Raw genomic sequence first — 15,629 nt, 5'->3', positions numbered from 1 at the left:
TTCCTTTTCAAAGAAAAAAGGAAAAGGATTTTCACTGCTATCAGGGCTAAATCGGGAACCATCAAATTTTAGTAAACCATGAATCTTATTTTAGAAACCGACCGATTAATTTTAAGAGAAATGCTAGTTTCAGATGCCGAAGCATTATTTGAAATGGACAGCAATCCTAATGTACATGAATATCTTTGGAACAAACCATTGACAGATATTAGCGAAGTACATGCCTATATCAAGCTTGTCAGAGAACAATACATCGAAAATAACATTGGACGATTTGTTGTTGTTTTGAAAGAAACCAATGAATTAATTGGTTGGGCCGGATTAAAATACAACACAGAAATGGTGAATAATAAAATTCATTTCTACGACATTGGATATCGGTTAAACGAAAAATCCTGGGGCAAAGGATATGCAAGTGAAGCCAGTTTTGCTTGGCTGGATTATGGTTTTAATGCAATGAATATCAAAATCATGGAAGCCGCAGCGCATACTGCCAATATCGCATCAAACAGAATATTACAAAAAATTGGACTGAAAATGACCGAACAATACTTGGAGGACGGCATTTCTTGGAATTGGTACGAATTAAAAAATCCTAACCTATAATGAAAACAATAAAAATAGCTGGTGTTCCGGAACATTTCAATCTTCCCTGGCATTTGTCAATAGAAAACGGAGATTTCGAAAAAGAAAACATCGATTTACAATGGACTGACGTTCCTGAAGGAACCGGAAAAATGTGTCTAATGCTTCGTGATAGCGAAACAGATATTGCCGTAATCCTAACGGAAGGAATCGTAAAAGATATTGTTGCCGGAAACCCGAGTAAAATAGTTCAGGTTTATGTAGAAAGTCCTTTGATTTGGGGAATTCACGTAGCAGCAAAATCAAATTACATGACATTGGCTGACTTAGAAAACACCAAAGTGGCGATTTCCAGATTAGGTTCCGGTTCGCAATTAATGGCGTATGTAAATGCTAATAATCAAGGTTGGAAAACAGATAATCTTCAGTTTGAAATTATAAATACCATTGATGGAGCTGTCGAAGCTTTGACAAATGGAACCGCCGATTATTTTATGTGGGAGCGTTTCATGACCAAACCACTTGTAGACAAAGGTATTTTCCGCAGAATTGCTGATTGTCCTACGCCTTGGCCTTGCTTTGTAATTGCGGTTCGTGAGGAAGTTTTGGAAAAAAATCCAGCCGTTATTTCAAAAATTCTTGCTGTCATTAATCAAACTACGCAGGAATTCAAAGATATTCCAAGTATTGACAAAACGTTGGCTTCAAATTACCATCAAAAAATTGAAGATATTCAAGAATGGTTGTCATTAACGCAATGGTCACAAAAACCATTAGCAGCAGAAATGTTAAACAAAGTTCAAAATCAACTTTTTCAACTTAAAATTATCGATAAAAAAGGTACTTTTGAGGATATTGTAAAAACAGTCTAGATTGCTGTTTTTATTTTTGCTATGATAAAAATAAAAGAAATTAATTTTCAGGGTATTAAACAGCGATTTCAGGTCAAAAAACCTTGGGATGACGTTATTATTTTTATCCTGAACATATTAATTGCTATTCCACTCTTTATTATTGTACATCAAAACTTAATCAATCCCAATTGGTTTCTGAATATAGACAGAGTAGTTTTGTTTCTCTTAATGATTGTTGTTATTCAAATCATCCTTCGATTCTTGAGAACAATTATTCTCTTTTGTATCATTCTATATTTATTGGTATTAGTTTATGGTTCCACTATCGGAAACTATGGATTTAACAGCGTTTTTGAAGATTATAATTCAATTATGTACACAATGTCAGACAATCCATATCCACAAGATATTATCATTGCAAAATTGCTTCCATTTCCCAATAAATCAAAAATCATCAATGCCATAGAATATCAAAATCCTAAAATCAGGAATTTTGCGATTATGGCAACATCAAAACATTTCAAAGACATAAAAGGCTATTCTGATTACAGAACTATTATACAATGCTTTGCTGTTTTCAAGGAAATTAACAGCAGATGGAACTATGTAAGCGATCCAAAAGCACGAGATTATATCGCTACAGCTACAGAATCACTGCTTTATTTTTCTGGTGACTGTGATGATCATTCGATATTAATGGCTTCCAGTATAAAGTCTATCGGTGGAACTCCCCGATTAATCCATACTACCGGACATATTTATCCCGAAATACTAATTGGCTCTCTGACTGATTTAGAAAAAGTAAATTTTCTAATTAAAAATGTATTATTTGTCAATGAAAGCAATGAACAAAAACTTCATTATCACGTTGATGAGCGCGGTCAAATCTGGATGAATCTTGATTATACTGCCAAATATCCCGGAGGACCTTTCATGTCTGAAGAAATTTTAGGTGCCTTGACATTGGATTAATAACACTTCAAAAGCATTAAAAAATATTTAAATAAATGACGCGTTTTTAAAATCAAAACGGAATTATATTAAACACTATTTCATGTTAGATTTAAAATGTTAGCCATTTAAAGTAGTCTTAAATGTATCTTCAATTGAAAAATAATATTTTAAAAAAGTTCAATAAACAAAATATTTTATTTAACTTTGAAATACAAAGTACTTTTAAAAAAAAGTTTAAACATTAAAAATTAAAAATATGGATAATAAATCAAATGTTTGGAATATAATAAGTTGGGGGTTTGGAATAGTTGTTTTGGTAATCGGGATTATAAATACTTTTTGGGGAAATGATCTAGGTTTTGGAGTTTTCCTCATTGTACTTTCTGTCGTTTATTTCCCACCGACAAATGTAATTTTCAAGAAAATAACTGGTTTTTCAATTCCGCTTGTAATAAAAATTCTATTGGGTCTTTTTATTATTTGGGCGGCATTAGGCGTGGGTGAATTGTTCAATAAAATAGAACTAATGATGATGGATTTAGAATAAACCGCGTAAATCATAAACTAAAAGAAATGAAAAAACTCCGTTATTTCTAATGGAGTTTTATACATTCAAAACAAGTTTAATTACAAACCATTTTTTTAGTTTAGCTTTTTTCCTTTTAAAATTTGTCCTTCTTTGGTAAATTCTAAATCAATATTATTCGTTAAATCAACGTCGAGGTTTTTGTGCCCATAATCAATATGTGTAATTTTTTCATTCGGATAATTTTTTGCCACATAATCTTTGACTGTTGCGGGAATGAATGCGGTTGGAATCGGTTTCTTGCCACCATCTACCTCACGGTAAGAACCATCTTTCCAAAATTCTACCTCAGTACCATCTTTAAGCTTGACTTCATAGCCTTTTTCACCATATTCCGCATCTTTCTTGGCAATATTAACTGATGTATAGCTAAAATATTTTTGAAGGAAATCCTGAGCTGCTATTGGTAATTCAGTGATTTCTATTCTCTTTTGCGCGCTCGCCGATAATACAAAACCCAGTAATAATGCGACTAATGTGATTTTCCTTTTCATGGTTTCCATATTTAGGTTATCGTATTGCTAATTTACGATAAGTAAAAATGCATTCAAATCAATTTAAGAAACCTTTAATTTTTAGGATACTTTTTTAATACTTACATCTGCCAAACTCTAAGAAATAAAAAACTCCATTGTTTCTAATGAAGTTTGTCTTGTCCTCCTTGTGAACATGTTTACATCCTTTTTTTGCAAGATTTCAATAAAATAGCACTATGAAATCCTTCCTATTTCAATTTGAAAAAGTAGTTTTGTGCTTTAAATCTTTTATCCTAAACTTACGCAACTGCCACAAGCGGCAAAAAGCTGAAAAATGTAAGTTTCTGCTGTTACATTATATAGAAGTTAATAATTAGACCAGCATTAGTTAAATCAATACTGAAGTGAAAAAAGTGGAAAATGAAGAAGTAAGCTGGACTATGTGCGCAGAATGTCAAGGAAGAGGCAAGAAAAGTCGAGGACTAACTAAGAAAGCACGACTACTCCACCAGCTAGCATTAGACCAGTTTGAAAAGACTAATGGCGAAGGAACGGCTCCAGTTCCTCCTAAAGGCCACCTTCACTCCTGCCCGAAATGTTCCGGATCCGGGTTGCTTCGTTCTTCCAGTCCAACTATAGCGGATAAAGAAAACTATCCACACCTAGCCATTATTGGCGGCGGTATTGGCGGTGTGGCTCTTGCTGTGGCTTGTTTGCATCGCGGAATTCCTTTTACCTTATATGAACGCGATAATAATTTCGAAGCCAGGTCTCAGGGTTACGGGCTTACTCTGCAGCAAGCTAGTAAAGCGATTGAGGGATTGGGTATTTTCTCGCTGGAAGAAGGAGTAATTTCAACCAGACATTTGGTTCATACGGCAGCAGGGAAAATAATCGGTGAATGGGGAGTCAGAAAATGGATACAGTCAGATACAAAAACTTTTCAAAAACGTACCAATATACATATTGCACGACAATCTTTACGCTTAGCGTTAATTCAACAACTCGGCGGACAGGATGCGGTTCAATGGGGACATCAGTTATTAGATTATAAGGAAAGTGATGGTAACGGTGTTGATTTAAGCTTTCAAGTGAATGGGGAAATCAAGCATACCAAAGCGGATCTTGTAGTTGGTGCGGATGGTATTCGCAGTTCAGTGCGGAGGTTACTAATTGGTGCCGATATCAGCCCTTTACGTTATCTGGATTGTATAGTGATATTGGGTATCTGTCCTTTGAAAGCACTCGGAAATCTTGACAGTTCTTTACTGGACTCGGCCACTGTATTTCAAACTGCCAATGGCAACGAGCGGATCTACATCATGCCTTATACTTCAGACTCCGTAATGTGGCAATTGAGTTTTCCAATGCCAGAAGAAGAGGCTAAGGCATTAAGTGCTAAAGGACCTCAAGCACTCAAGGAAGAAGCCTGTCGTAGAACTCTGTGGCACAGCCCTATTCCTCAGATTTTAGCGGCAACCCTGGAAGCTCAGATTTCTGGTTATCCAGTGTATGACCGAGAATTACTCGACTCAGAATTGTTAGCAAAAGGACAGCAAGTAACCCTGATTGGAGATGCGGCTCACCCTATGAGTCCATTTAAAGGACAGGGTGCAAATCAAGCGCTGCTGGATGCACTATCGTTGGCTCGCATCATCTCAAGAGGATGCAGACCTTTTTCTCAATGGCGAAAAGTCGGACTGAGGAAAAGTGTATTAACGGAGTTTGAGTCAGAAATGTTAGCACGCAGTGCTACAAAAGTGAATGACTCTGCAGCTGCCGCACAGTTCCTACATTCCGATATTGTGCTTCATGAGGGTGATGAGCCTAGAGGACGGATTTTGAAGAAAAAGGACGCATAGCATAATCGACTTGCTAAGATCAAGTATATATTGTAAGTTTAGACGAATTAAAAAAATAAATATCACAATATAAAAGTCATTTTTTATTAAATGAAAAAATTAAACCCTTCGATTAAACATCATTTATTGATAGGAATCTTCATTAGTATTTGGCTTTTCATTTTCGCCTTTTTTATAAAACCATTTGACGATGGAACGATAAGTTCTAAAATGTGGCTTCTTATAAGTGTTGGGTTTAGCGGAATTGCATTTCTATGCTACGGATTACTTGCTGTAATTCAAAAAATGATATATCAAAAAGTTTCAAAATGGAATGTTGGTTTTGAAATAATCATCCTTATCTTTTTTCAGCTGCTTTTTTTAGTAATTACCTATAGCTATTACAAAAGTCCCGTTCTGAATGGAGGATATGATTTTTTTGAATTTTCACGAATAATAATACTTAAATCAGCTTTGATTTCAACTCCGATTCTAATTTTAGCCAGAGGATATTCAGTTAAGCTAATTCCTATAAAGGATGATTACATCTCAATTAGGGGAGAGAATAAATTAGATATTTTGAAAATAAAAAAACAGGACTTAGTCTGTGTTTCAAATTCGCAAAATTATGTCGAGATTTTCTTTATAGAGGAGAGTCAGCTAAAAATAAAATTAATTCGCAGTAGCCTTAAAAAAATTCAGAGTGATTTCGATTTCCTAGTTCAAATCCATCGTTCCCATTTAATAAATCCAACACATTTTAAGGCTTGGAAAAATCAGGATACCATTTCACTCACCCAAATTGAACTGCCTGTTTCCAAAAATTACAAAGAGCACTTATTGTACTTATAATTTTCGTACCTAAAATCGCCTATTTCATACCTAATCTCTTTTTACACGCTAAATCTGGGTGTTCTTGCGTTTATTTTTGCCTCTCAAATCAAAATAAACTAATTTATGAAAAAGAGATTACTGTACGGGGCAATCGTAGTGTTAGCCATTTTTATCGGCATTTTTATATGGGCCGATAATGAATTGAATGAGGTTTTAGGTAAGTCAACTGACGTTATTGCTATTTCTTCAATTGTAAAGCCATCCAAAATAATTCAAATAAAAAACGTCAATATCCTCTCCGAAGATTGTAGTCATTTCATTAAAAATCAAGATGTAATTATTGAAAATGGCAAAATAATTCGTTTAGGCAAAAATCAACTTATAGATAGTACTTCTGCCATTATTGATGGTACCAATAAATATTTGATTCCAGGACTCATAGATTCTCATGTTCATCTAAAAGAAAGTAAGAATGATTTATTTTTATATTTAGCCAATGGTGTGACTTATGTTAGGGAAATGGCAGGAAGACCAATAGCTTTAAATTGGAGAAAAGAAATACAAAAAAATGGCATTGGGCCACGAATGTTTATCGCATCTCCACCCATATACAGTGAAAGTGGATTAACCGGTTATTATTATAGTTGGACTAGACAGTCCATTAATTATTTGACTAAAAATGAAGCGCAAAAAGAGATAAAGAGAATAAAAGAACAAGGCTATGATGCGATTAAAATGTACGGTTTTGTTAGTCCTGAAATGTTTAAAACTACAATTGAGGTTGCCAAAGCGAGCCATATTCCTGTTATTGGACACATCCCTTTAGTAAATTTAGAAACCTTTTATAAATCAGGTCAAAAAGAGATTGCTCACATTGAAGAAATAACCGTTAAAACTATCGATGAATTTGGAAAGTCAATATCTAAAAACCCTCAAGAATATCTTAGATTTTTAAAAACGCGTTCAGACCAAATTGCAAAAAAACTAAAAGAAAACAATATTAATGTTACTTCAACTGTTTGGTTATGTGAGAGTTTCTCAAACCAACGATTTAACTTAAAGGCTAAACTTAAAGAAGTAGAATTAAAATATGCCAACCCTAAAATTATTGAAGGAACACCACTTTACAAATTGGGCTGGTTGCCCGGCAAAAACGGATATGAATATGATGGTAAAGATGAACTTGAGGCAAAAAAATTATCATTAGTTTATTGGAAAACTTATACCGAAGCTATTCACATTATGACAAAAGCACTTGTTGATAATAGAGTCATAATTATGGCTGGAACTGATGCCAATGTAGCAACTGTTGTCCCTGGATTTTCACTTCATGATGAATTAGAATCTTTATCTAAGTCTGGAATGACTAATTCACAAGCACTCTATTCGGCAACCGTTGCACCAAGTAGTTGGATGAAAAGCAATACAGGCAAAATTAAAATCGGATATGCTTCAGATTTAGTGCTACTGGCAAAAAATCCATTAGAAAATATTAAAAACACAAAAACTATTGAATATGTATTTTTTGATAAATATTCGATTGATAAAATCCAAATCAAAACTATTTTAAAAGCCATAGAAGACGCAAATAATGAAATCCGAAATATAAAAATTGACGAATACTTAAATTGAAAAAATAGGTATCCTAAAGGTCTTCGAATATTTAATCGCAATCAATTTTAGGTGCTGACAAATATTAGAAAAATATTGAAGTAATTTTCGAACCAAAAAAAAACCTCCAAAATCAAATGACTTTGGAGGTTTGTAACTATTTGTGGGCGATGAGGGGTTCGAACCCCCGACCCCCTCGGTGTAAACGAGGTGCTCTGAACCAGCTGAGCTAATCGCCCTAAACAATGCAGTCATTTTCATTTCTTTATTGCGAGTGCAAATATACAGCTAGAAATCGTATCTGCAAGCAAAACTGTAAAAAAAATAAATAAAATATTGAGCCTATTTGCTTTCACGCTCTATCATAGTACTTTATGTTTCGCATGAAACACTACTATTTTTTTGTATTGATTCGTTATAGTCTTACATTTGTGACATAAACAATACATAATGGCAAGGTTCAAAGAAAATGATTTACCAAAATCAAAAATAACTGCAAGTTCACTCAATAAAGCAATTCTAATATTTCAATATGCTGGAAATCATCGTTGGAAATTTTATGTAGGTTTAATTTTTTTATTATTTACCGGTGCTACTGCTTTAGCTTTTCCAAAATTAATGGGAATGCTTATCGATTGTGTGAAAAATAAGGATAACGATCAAGCAAACATGATTGCGGGAGGTTTAATAATAATCTTATTTCTTCAATCTATATTTTCGTTTTTCAGATTGTATTTATTTGTCAATTTTACTGAAAACACCTTAGCTAATCTTAGATTATCGCTTTACAGTAATTTGGTAAAACTACCCATGTCTTTCTTCTCGCAAAAGCGTGTTGGAGAATTAAACAGTAGAATCAGTTCTGATATAACACAAATACAAGACACTTTAACATCTACAATTGCCGAATTCTTAAGACAATTTATTCTAATCATTGGAGGTGTTCTTTTATTGGCAAATGAAAGCATCAAATTGACATTGTTGATGTTATCAGTAGTTCCGCTTGTGGCTGTTGCTGCCGTTATTTTTGGACGATTTATCAGGAAATATTCTAAAAAAGTACAAGATCAAGTTGCCGAAAGCCAGGTAATTGTTGAAGAAACCATGCAAGGAATCAGTATTGTTAAGGCTTTCGCCAATGAATGGTATGAAATTGCCCGCTATAATGGTAAAATTAAAGAAGTTGTAAAATTAGCTATCAAAGGTGGAAAATACCGAGGATACTTTGCTTCATTCATTATTTTTTGTCTTTTTGGAGCTATTGTAGCCGTAGTTTGGTTTGGTGTTCGATTGAGCATCAGCGGCGAAATGAGCGTGGGACAATTGATTTCTTTCGTATTGTATTCTACATTTGTAGGAGCTTCTTTTGGAGGAATCGCTGAACTTTATGCCCAAATCCAAAAAGCGATTGGTGCCACGGAAAGAGTGTTTGAATTATTGGATGAAACTCCTGAAAAAATTAATTCAGTTCAAGAGGCTGCTGAAACCCAGAAAATAAAAGGTAATGTTACGTTCAACAATGTAGCGTTCAGTTACCATTCCAGAAAAGAAATTAAAGTATTGAAAGACGTCAGTTTTACTGCCAATTTTGGCCAAAAAATTGCTATTGTAGGTCCAAGTGGAACGGGAAAATCAACTATTGCTTCCCTATTATTACGTTTTTATAATATTGATGAAGGAGAAATATTAGTTGACGGAAAAAATATTTATGATTTTGATTTAGAAAACCTTCGCGGAAACATGAGTATTGTACCGCAAGATGTTATTCTATTTGGAGGAACCATCAGAGAAAATATTGCGTACGGTAAACCAAATGCAACCGAAGAAGAAATTCTTACAGCTGCAAAACAAGCAAATGCATATAATTTTATCGAAAGTTTTCCTGAAAAATTTGAAACTATTGTGGGAGAAAGAGGAATTAAACTTTCCGGAGGACAAAGGCAACGTATTGCAATTGCCAGAGCTTTATTGAAAAACCCAAGTATTTTGATTCTGGATGAAGCCACATCATCATTAGACAGTGAAAGTGAAAAACTAGTTCAAGAAGCATTGGAAATTTTAATGGAAGGAAGAACCAGTATCATAATTGCGCACCGTCTTTCAACAATTCGAAGTGCCGATCAAATTTTGGTTTTGGATAAAGGAAAAATTACCGAACAAGGAACGCATCAAGAATTAATTGCTTTAGAAAATGGTATCTATAAAAATTTAAGCAATTTACAATTTAGCAATTCTTAAATTTTATTATTCATTTGGCATAAAAAAACTCCATTCAATAAAACTGAATGGAGTTTTTTTATAGATTTTAATATAACCGAATACTAAAAACTGAACACTGAGAACTTTACTTCCCTTTTCTTCTGTTACGTTCTGCTTTTATTAATGTCAATTCACGACTCGTTTGTCCCGCTACCGAAGTATTTTCTTCAGCACGACGAATCAAGTACGGCATCACATCTTTTACAGGACCAAAAGGCAGGTATTTAGCAACATTATAGCCATGAGCGGCCAAATTGTAGCTGATATTATCACTCATTCCATACAATTGACCAAACCAAATTCTATCATCGTTTGTTTTAATCTCTTTTTGCTGCATCAATTCCATTAGAGTATACGTACTTAACTCATTGTGGGTTCCTGCAAAAATTGACATCATATCTAAGTGCTCAATCATATAGCGAACTGCAGCGTCGTAATTTTCATCGGTAGCTTCTTTTGAAGCGCATATTGGCGATGGATATCCTTTTTCTTCTGCACGTGCAATTTCTTTTTCCATGTAAGCACCACGAACTAATTTCATACCAATGAAGAATCCCTCTTTTTTGGCTTGCTCGTGTAATTTTTTCAGGTAATCCAAACGATCCCAGCGATACATTTGCAACGTGTTGAAAACAATGGCTTTTTCTTTATTGTATTTGCGCATCATTTCGGTCACTAAATCATCCGCCGCATCTTGCATCCAACTTTCTTCACCATCAATAAGTAAGGCAACATTTTTTGCATGAGCATCTTTACAAACCAAATCAAAACGAGCCACTACTCTATTCCATTCCGCTTGCTCTTCTGGAGTTAACGTTTGTTTTTCGCCCAATTTCTCATACAATTCAAAACGACCAAAACCGGTTGGTTTAAAAACTGCAAAAGGAATTGCTTGACGTTCTTTGGCAAATTCAATGGTTTTTAAAGTCATTTCAAGTGCAGCATCAAACTGATCTTCTTCCTCTTTTCCTTCTACAGAATAATCCAAAACAGATGAAACTCCTTTAGTGTACATTTTATCAACCACCGAAAGACAGTCCACTTCGTTTACTCCGCCACAAAAATGGTCAAAAACCGTAGCACGTATTAAACCTTCCACAGGAAGATTCGCTTTTAGGGCAAAATTTGTAACCGCAGTTCCTATTCGAACTAGAGGTTGATTATCAATCATTTTGAAAAGAAAATAAGCTCTATCAAGTTCCGTATCACTTTTTAATGAAAAGGCAACTTGCGTATTATTGAATATTTTTTCCATTATTTGTTAAATTTTTGTACAAATATAGACAGAGTTTTGAATATTATTTAGCAAAAATTGCCTTATTTTGCGGTTCCAATTAATCAATACAGATGCAATCAATTCAAGCCAACAGTTATCCGATTCATTTCAACGAAAAAGGATATGAAGCCTTAAACCTTCATTTAACAGAAAATAAGTATTCCAAACTTTTTATTATTGTAGACAGTAATACGAATGAATTTTGCATACCAAAATTTCTCCCTTTTTTAGAAACCGATCTTACAATTGAAATCATTGAATTTGATGCCGGTGAAGAGAATAAAAATATTGAGACTTGCGTCCAAATTTGGAATGTATTAACGGAACTTGGTGCTGACAGAAAAAGTCTTATAATTAATCTGGGTGGCGGTGTTGTTACTGATTTAGGCGGATTTGTTGCTTCAACATTCAAGCGAGGAATTGATTTTATTCATATTCCTACCACGCTACTATCCATGGTTGATGCTTCTGTAGGTGGAAAAAATGGGGTTGATTTAGGAAATTTAAAAAACCAAATTGGTGTTATTAATGTTCCAATAATGGTGCTTATCGATACCCAATATCTTGAAACAGTACCACAAAACGAAATGCGTTCCGGTCTTGCCGAAATGCTAAAACATGGTTTAATATATGATAAGGAATATTGGGAACAATTTTTAGATTTAAAATCTATAGATTTTGCTGATTTTGATGCATTAATTTACCGTTCTGTCGAAATAAAGAATGAAATTGTAATTCAAGATCCTACTGAGAAAAACATTCGAAAATCATTGAATTTTGGTCATACTTTAGGTCATGCCATTGAAAGTTATTTTCTGGAAAATAAAAATAAAACCACTTTATTGCACGGAGAAGCTATTGCCGTTGGGATGATATTGGAAAGTTACATTTCATTACATAAAAAACTCATCAGTCAAGAAGAGTATTTTCAGATAAAATCAAGCATAAAGTCTATATATGACGACATTATTTTTGATGAAAATGACATCGAACCTATCATGGAATTACTCATACACGACAAAAAAAACGAGTATGGAAACATACAGTTTGCTTTAATAGAAGGTATCGGAAAAATAAAAATCAATCAATCTGTTGAAAATGAATTAATTCTTGAAGCGTTTCAAGATTATAAATCTTAATTATTTTTTATAAAAAGGATTGCATTGCGTATATAATATTTTTTACATTTGCATCGATGAAAAAAAGTCAAAACAAGCGAAATTATAGTTCTAATAAAACCCGAAACAATATGTCTTTTCTAAGAATATTGAAACGGTTTTATTCTATTAAAGGAAACTTTAGTTTTGATATTTTCCAATACATGAAGGCAGAAAACGAGAAGCTTCAGATTGTTTATGCAAATATCAGAGTTTGAATTTTAGATTAAATTATACACACTATTTTAATCTATAATTCTAAAATATAATGAATACAAAATATTCTGATTTAATCAATCAAACCTATTACTTTCCTCAAGAAGAATTTACTTTAAACAAAGATAATCTTCAGTTTCACAATATTGATTTGATGAAACTAGTAGAAAAATATGGTACGCCTTTAAAATTTACTTATTTACCTCAAATTTCCAATAATATCAACAAAGCCAAAAGCTGGTTTCGTAAATCAATGGAAAAAAATAAGTATGAGGCAAAATATTATTATTGCTATTGTACTAAAAGCTCTCATTTTGAATACATTATGAATGAGGCTTTCAAGAATAACATCCATATTGAAACATCGTCTGCTTTCGACATTAATATTGTTGAGAATTTATTGGCAAACGGAAAAATCAATAAAAGCACGTATGTAATTTGTAATGGTTTCAAAAGAGACCAATATATTGAGAATATAGCGCGACTTATTAATACTGGTCATAAAAATACAATTCCAATTATTGACAATTATGAAGAACTTGATTTACTTCAAGGTCAGATAAAAAACAAATTCAAGATTGGAATTAGAATTGCTGCAGAAGAAGAGCCAAAATTTGAGTTTTATACTTCCAGATTGGGAATTGGATACAAAAACATTGTTCCATTTTACAAAAAGGAAATCAAAGAAAATAAGAAATTGGAACTGAAAATGTTGCACTTTTTTATCAATACTGGTATCAATGACAATGCCTATTACTGGAATGAATTAGTAAAATGTATCAAGGTTTACGTAGCATTAAAAAAAGAATGCCCTACTCTTGACGGATTAAATATTGGTGGTGGTTTTCCAATAAAAAACTCATTGGCATTTGAGTATGATTATCAATATATGATTGACGAAATCATCAATCAGATTAAAATAGCTTGTGACGAAGCCGAAGTAGATGTTCCAAATATTTTCACTGAATTTGGTTCGTATACTGTAGGTGAAAGTGGTGGAGCTATTTACCAGATTTTATATCAAAAACAACAAAATGACAGAGAAAAGTGGAACATGATTGATTCATCTTTCATCACTACTTTACCGGATACTTGGGCAATCAACAAACGTTTTATCATGCTGGCAGTCAATCGCTGGAATGATACATACGAAAGGGTATTATTGGGAGGAATGACTTGTGACAGTGATGATTATTACAACTCAGAACAAAACATGAATGCCATCTATTTACCAAAATACAATAAAGAAAAACCATTATATATTGGATTCTTTAATACTGGAGCCTATCAGGAAACAATTGGAGGTTATGGCGGTTTACATCACTGTTTGATTCCACAGCCTAAACACATATTGATAGACAGAGACGAAAACGGATTTTTGGCAACTGAGGTTTTCTCAGAGCAACAAACCTCTGAAGACGTCTTGAAAATATTAGGGTACGATAAGGAAAAATAAATTCACAATAATTCAATTAGTCAATTTAAAAATTCGTTAAATTTGAAATAGCATTTTTAACATAGTGATTTTTAAGTATTTAAATTTTAAAAAATGAGCAAAGGACCAATCAGTCAGTTTATTGAAAAGCATTATTTGCATTTTAATTCTGCATCTTTAGTTGACGCAGCTAAGGCTTACGAACAACAATTAGCCAATGGTGCAAAAATGATGGTGAGCATGGCTGGAGCTATGAGTACAGCAGAGATTGGAAAGATTTTTTCCGAAATAATTCGTCAGGACAAAGTGCAAATTATTTCTTGTACTGGTGCAAATCTTGAAGAAGATATCATGAATTTAGTAGCGCATTCTCACTACGAAAGAGTGCCTAATTATCGTGATTTGACTCCTCAAGACGAATGGGATTTACTGGAAAGAGGTTTAAATCGTGTTACAGATACTTGTATACCGGAGCACGAAGCATTCCGTCGTTTGCAAAAGCATATTTACAAGATCTGGAAAGATGCTGATGATAAAGGTGAAAGATACTTTCCGCATGAATTTATGTACAAAATGTTACTTTCAGGTGTTCTTGAAGAATATTACGAAATTGACTTAAAAGACAGTTGGATGTATGCAGCTGCTGAGAAAAATTTGCCTATTATTGTACCGGGTTGGGAAGACAGTACCATGGGAAATATATTTGCATCGTATGTAATTAAGGGAGATTTAAAAGCTTCTACAATGAAATCCGGTATCGAATATATGGTTTTCTTATCAGACTGGTATCCAAAAAACAGTACAAACGGCGTAGGTTTCTTTCAAATTGGTGGTGGTATAGCTGGAGATTTTCCAATATGTGTGGTGCCAATGTTATACCAAGATATGGAAATGCATGATATTCCGTTTTGGAGTTATTTCTGTCAGATTTCAGATTCAACGACTAGTTATGGCTCGTATTCTGGAGCGGTGCCAAATGAAAAAATTACTTGGGGTAAATTAGACATTAAAACTCCAAAGTTTATTATTGAGTCCGATGCTACCATTGTAGCACCTTTAATTTTCGCTTATTTATTAGACTTATAGAATATTTTTATGAAAAGAGTAATTGTTGATTACGCAAAACTTACCAATGAGATTTTAAACCTATTGGTGGACAAATTTCCAGATGGTTATGATGATTCAAACATTATTAGTTTTAGAAACGCTAAAAATGAATTAGTTGAAGCAGTTGAAGTACGAACTGAAGACACTATTTATTTAGTAAAAGTGAGCACTAAACTTGCTGATAGAATTGAAAATTATGATGAAGATGATGAAATAATCATAGACGATGTTGTTGAACCAATCAAAGGTTTAGATTTAGATGACGATATTGATGATGACGATGATGAAGACGCTATCGATAAACCAGATTCTGATTCAGGAGATGATGACGACGATGACGATTCAGACGAAAAAGACTTTTCAGATGAAGATGATGACGAAGAAGATGAGGATTAATTAATCTCATTTTTAAAAATACATTTATAAAGGAACTCAACA

General features: G+C 33.4%; 14 protein-coding genes and 1 tRNA gene. 12 read left to right on the top strand and 3 right to left on the bottom strand.

Annotation, left to right across the window (positions count from 1 at the left end; translation table 11 throughout):
* Positions 1-78: 78 nt before the first annotated feature.
* From QLS31_RS03535 to QLS31_RS03520, 4 genes are all read left to right on the top strand, one after another.
* Entirely contained in the window at positions 79-606 is a 528-nt protein-coding gene (locus QLS31_RS03535) for a GNAT family N-acetyltransferase (RefSeq protein WP_282742640.1), read from the top strand.
* Positions 606-1,457, top strand: a complete 852-nt coding sequence (locus QLS31_RS03530; RefSeq protein ID WP_282742638.1) for a substrate-binding domain-containing protein — start codon at positions 606-608, stop codon at positions 1,455-1,457. The genes QLS31_RS03535 and QLS31_RS03530 overlap by 1 nt, the downstream gene beginning before the upstream one ends.
* Before the next feature lie 21 nt (positions 1,458-1,478).
* Positions 1,479-2,411 (top strand): transglutaminase, encoded by a 933-nt coding sequence (locus QLS31_RS03525; protein WP_282742636.1) that lies wholly within the window; start codon positions 1,479-1,481, stop codon positions 2,409-2,411.
* Between the two features lie 238 nt (positions 2,412-2,649).
* Positions 2,650-2,940 carry a hypothetical protein gene (locus QLS31_RS03520; RefSeq protein WP_282742635.1) on the top strand — a complete coding sequence of 97 codons (291 nt, stop codon included), beginning with the start codon at positions 2,650-2,652 and terminating at the stop codon, positions 2,938-2,940.
* A gap of 95 nt (positions 2,941-3,035) precedes the next feature.
* On the opposite strand, the gene QLS31_RS03515 is transcribed toward QLS31_RS03520, so the two are convergent.
* The gene (locus QLS31_RS03515) at positions 3,036-3,473 is read right to left on the bottom strand and encodes a PepSY-like domain-containing protein (protein ID WP_282742633.1); all 438 of its coding nucleotides are present in this window, start codon (positions 3,471-3,473) and stop codon (positions 3,036-3,038) included.
* A gap of 386 nt (positions 3,474-3,859) precedes the next feature.
* Between QLS31_RS03515 and QLS31_RS03510 the strand changes: the two genes are divergently transcribed.
* The 3 genes from QLS31_RS03510 (at position 3,860) to QLS31_RS03500 (ending at position 7,762) form a co-directional block, all read left to right on the top strand.
* Entirely contained in the window at positions 3,860-5,317 is a 1,458-nt protein-coding gene (locus QLS31_RS03510) for an NAD(P)/FAD-dependent oxidoreductase (RefSeq protein WP_282742631.1), read from the top strand.
* A gap of 90 nt (positions 5,318-5,407) precedes the next feature.
* Positions 5,408-6,148 carry a LytTR family DNA-binding domain-containing protein gene (locus QLS31_RS03505; protein ID WP_282742630.1) on the top strand — a complete coding sequence of 247 codons (741 nt, stop codon included), beginning with the start codon at positions 5,408-5,410 and terminating at the stop codon, positions 6,146-6,148.
* 105 nt (positions 6,149-6,253) lie between these two features.
* Positions 6,254-7,762: an amidohydrolase family protein gene (locus QLS31_RS03500; RefSeq protein ID WP_282742627.1), complete on the top strand. Its 1,509-nt coding sequence runs from the start codon at positions 6,254-6,256 to the stop codon at positions 7,760-7,762.
* A gap of 143 nt (positions 7,763-7,905) precedes the next feature.
* Here the strand turns inward: QLS31_RS03500 and QLS31_RS03495 are convergent.
* Positions 7,906-7,980: transfer RNA gene (locus tag QLS31_RS03495), tRNA-Val, on the bottom strand.
* Between the two features lie 211 nt (positions 7,981-8,191).
* On the opposite strand from QLS31_RS03495, the gene QLS31_RS03490 reads away from it, so the two are divergent.
* On the top strand, positions 8,192-9,979 hold the full coding sequence (locus QLS31_RS03490) for an ABC transporter transmembrane domain-containing protein (RefSeq protein ID WP_282713034.1): 1,788 nt from the start codon (positions 8,192-8,194) through the stop codon (positions 9,977-9,979).
* A 106-nt stretch (positions 9,980-10,085) separates the two neighbouring features.
* Here QLS31_RS03490 and QLS31_RS03485 read toward each other — a convergent pair whose 3' ends face one another.
* Positions 10,086-11,255, bottom strand: coding sequence for a proline dehydrogenase family protein (locus QLS31_RS03485; protein WP_282742625.1), 1,170 nt, complete (start codon positions 11,253-11,255; stop codon positions 10,086-10,088).
* A gap of 92 nt (positions 11,256-11,347) precedes the next feature.
* Between QLS31_RS03485 and aroB the strand changes: the two genes are divergently transcribed.
* The 4 genes from aroB (at position 11,348) to QLS31_RS03465 (ending at position 15,587) form a co-directional block, all read left to right on the top strand.
* A complete protein-coding gene (aroB, locus tag QLS31_RS03480; RefSeq protein ID WP_282742623.1) occupies positions 11,348-12,415 on the top strand; it encodes a 3-dehydroquinate synthase in 1,068 nt (355 codons plus the stop codon).
* Between the two features lie 286 nt (positions 12,416-12,701).
* Positions 12,702-14,105, top strand: a complete 1,404-nt coding sequence (locus QLS31_RS03475; protein ID WP_282742621.1) for an arginine decarboxylase — start codon at positions 12,702-12,704, stop codon at positions 14,103-14,105.
* Positions 14,106-14,198: 93 nt separating this feature from the next.
* On the top strand, positions 14,199-15,170 hold the full coding sequence (locus QLS31_RS03470; protein ID WP_099715600.1) for a deoxyhypusine synthase family protein: 972 nt from the start codon (positions 14,199-14,201) through the stop codon (positions 15,168-15,170).
* Between the two features lie 9 nt (positions 15,171-15,179).
* Positions 15,180-15,587, top strand: coding sequence for a DNA primase (locus QLS31_RS03465; protein WP_121342003.1), 408 nt, complete (start codon positions 15,180-15,182; stop codon positions 15,585-15,587).
* Positions 15,588-15,629: the final 42 nt, after the last annotated feature.

The sequence above is a fragment of the Flavobacterium sp. XS2P24 genome (genome assembly GCF_030010285.1).
Classification (GTDB): domain Bacteria; phylum Bacteroidota; class Bacteroidia; order Flavobacteriales; family Flavobacteriaceae; genus Flavobacterium; species Flavobacterium algoritolerans.
This window is presented reverse-complemented; position numbering and strand designations above follow the sequence as displayed.

Coding starts and splice junctions, on each gene's coding strand:
- QLS31_RS03505 (WP_282742630.1), top strand. CDS start 5,408: ATGAAAAAATTAAACCCTTCGATTAAACATCATTTATTGATAGGAATC.
- QLS31_RS03530 (WP_282742638.1), top strand. CDS start 606: ATGAAAACAATAAAAATAGCTGGTGTTCCGGAACATTTCAATCTTCCC.
- QLS31_RS03515 (WP_282742633.1), bottom strand. CDS start 3,473: ATGAAAAGGAAAATCACATTAGTCGCATTATTACTGGGTTTTGTATTA.
- QLS31_RS03525 (WP_282742636.1), top strand. CDS start 1,479: ATGATAAAAATAAAAGAAATTAATTTTCAGGGTATTAAACAGCGATTT.
- aroB (WP_282742623.1), top strand. CDS start 11,348: ATGCAATCAATTCAAGCCAACAGTTATCCGATTCATTTCAACGAAAAA.
- QLS31_RS03490 (WP_282713034.1), top strand. CDS start 8,192: ATGGCAAGGTTCAAAGAAAATGATTTACCAAAATCAAAAATAACTGCA.
- QLS31_RS03535 (WP_282742640.1), top strand. CDS start 79: ATGAATCTTATTTTAGAAACCGACCGATTAATTTTAAGAGAAATGCTA.
- QLS31_RS03485 (WP_282742625.1), bottom strand. CDS start 11,255: ATGGAAAAAATATTCAATAATACGCAAGTTGCCTTTTCATTAAAAAGT.
- QLS31_RS03500 (WP_282742627.1), top strand. CDS start 6,254: ATGAAAAAGAGATTACTGTACGGGGCAATCGTAGTGTTAGCCATTTTT.
- QLS31_RS03465 (WP_121342003.1), top strand. CDS start 15,180: ATGAAAAGAGTAATTGTTGATTACGCAAAACTTACCAATGAGATTTTA.
- QLS31_RS03520 (WP_282742635.1), top strand. CDS start 2,650: ATGGATAATAAATCAAATGTTTGGAATATAATAAGTTGGGGGTTTGGA.
- QLS31_RS03475 (WP_282742621.1), top strand. CDS start 12,702: ATGAATACAAAATATTCTGATTTAATCAATCAAACCTATTACTTTCCT.
- QLS31_RS03470 (WP_099715600.1), top strand. CDS start 14,199: ATGAGCAAAGGACCAATCAGTCAGTTTATTGAAAAGCATTATTTGCAT.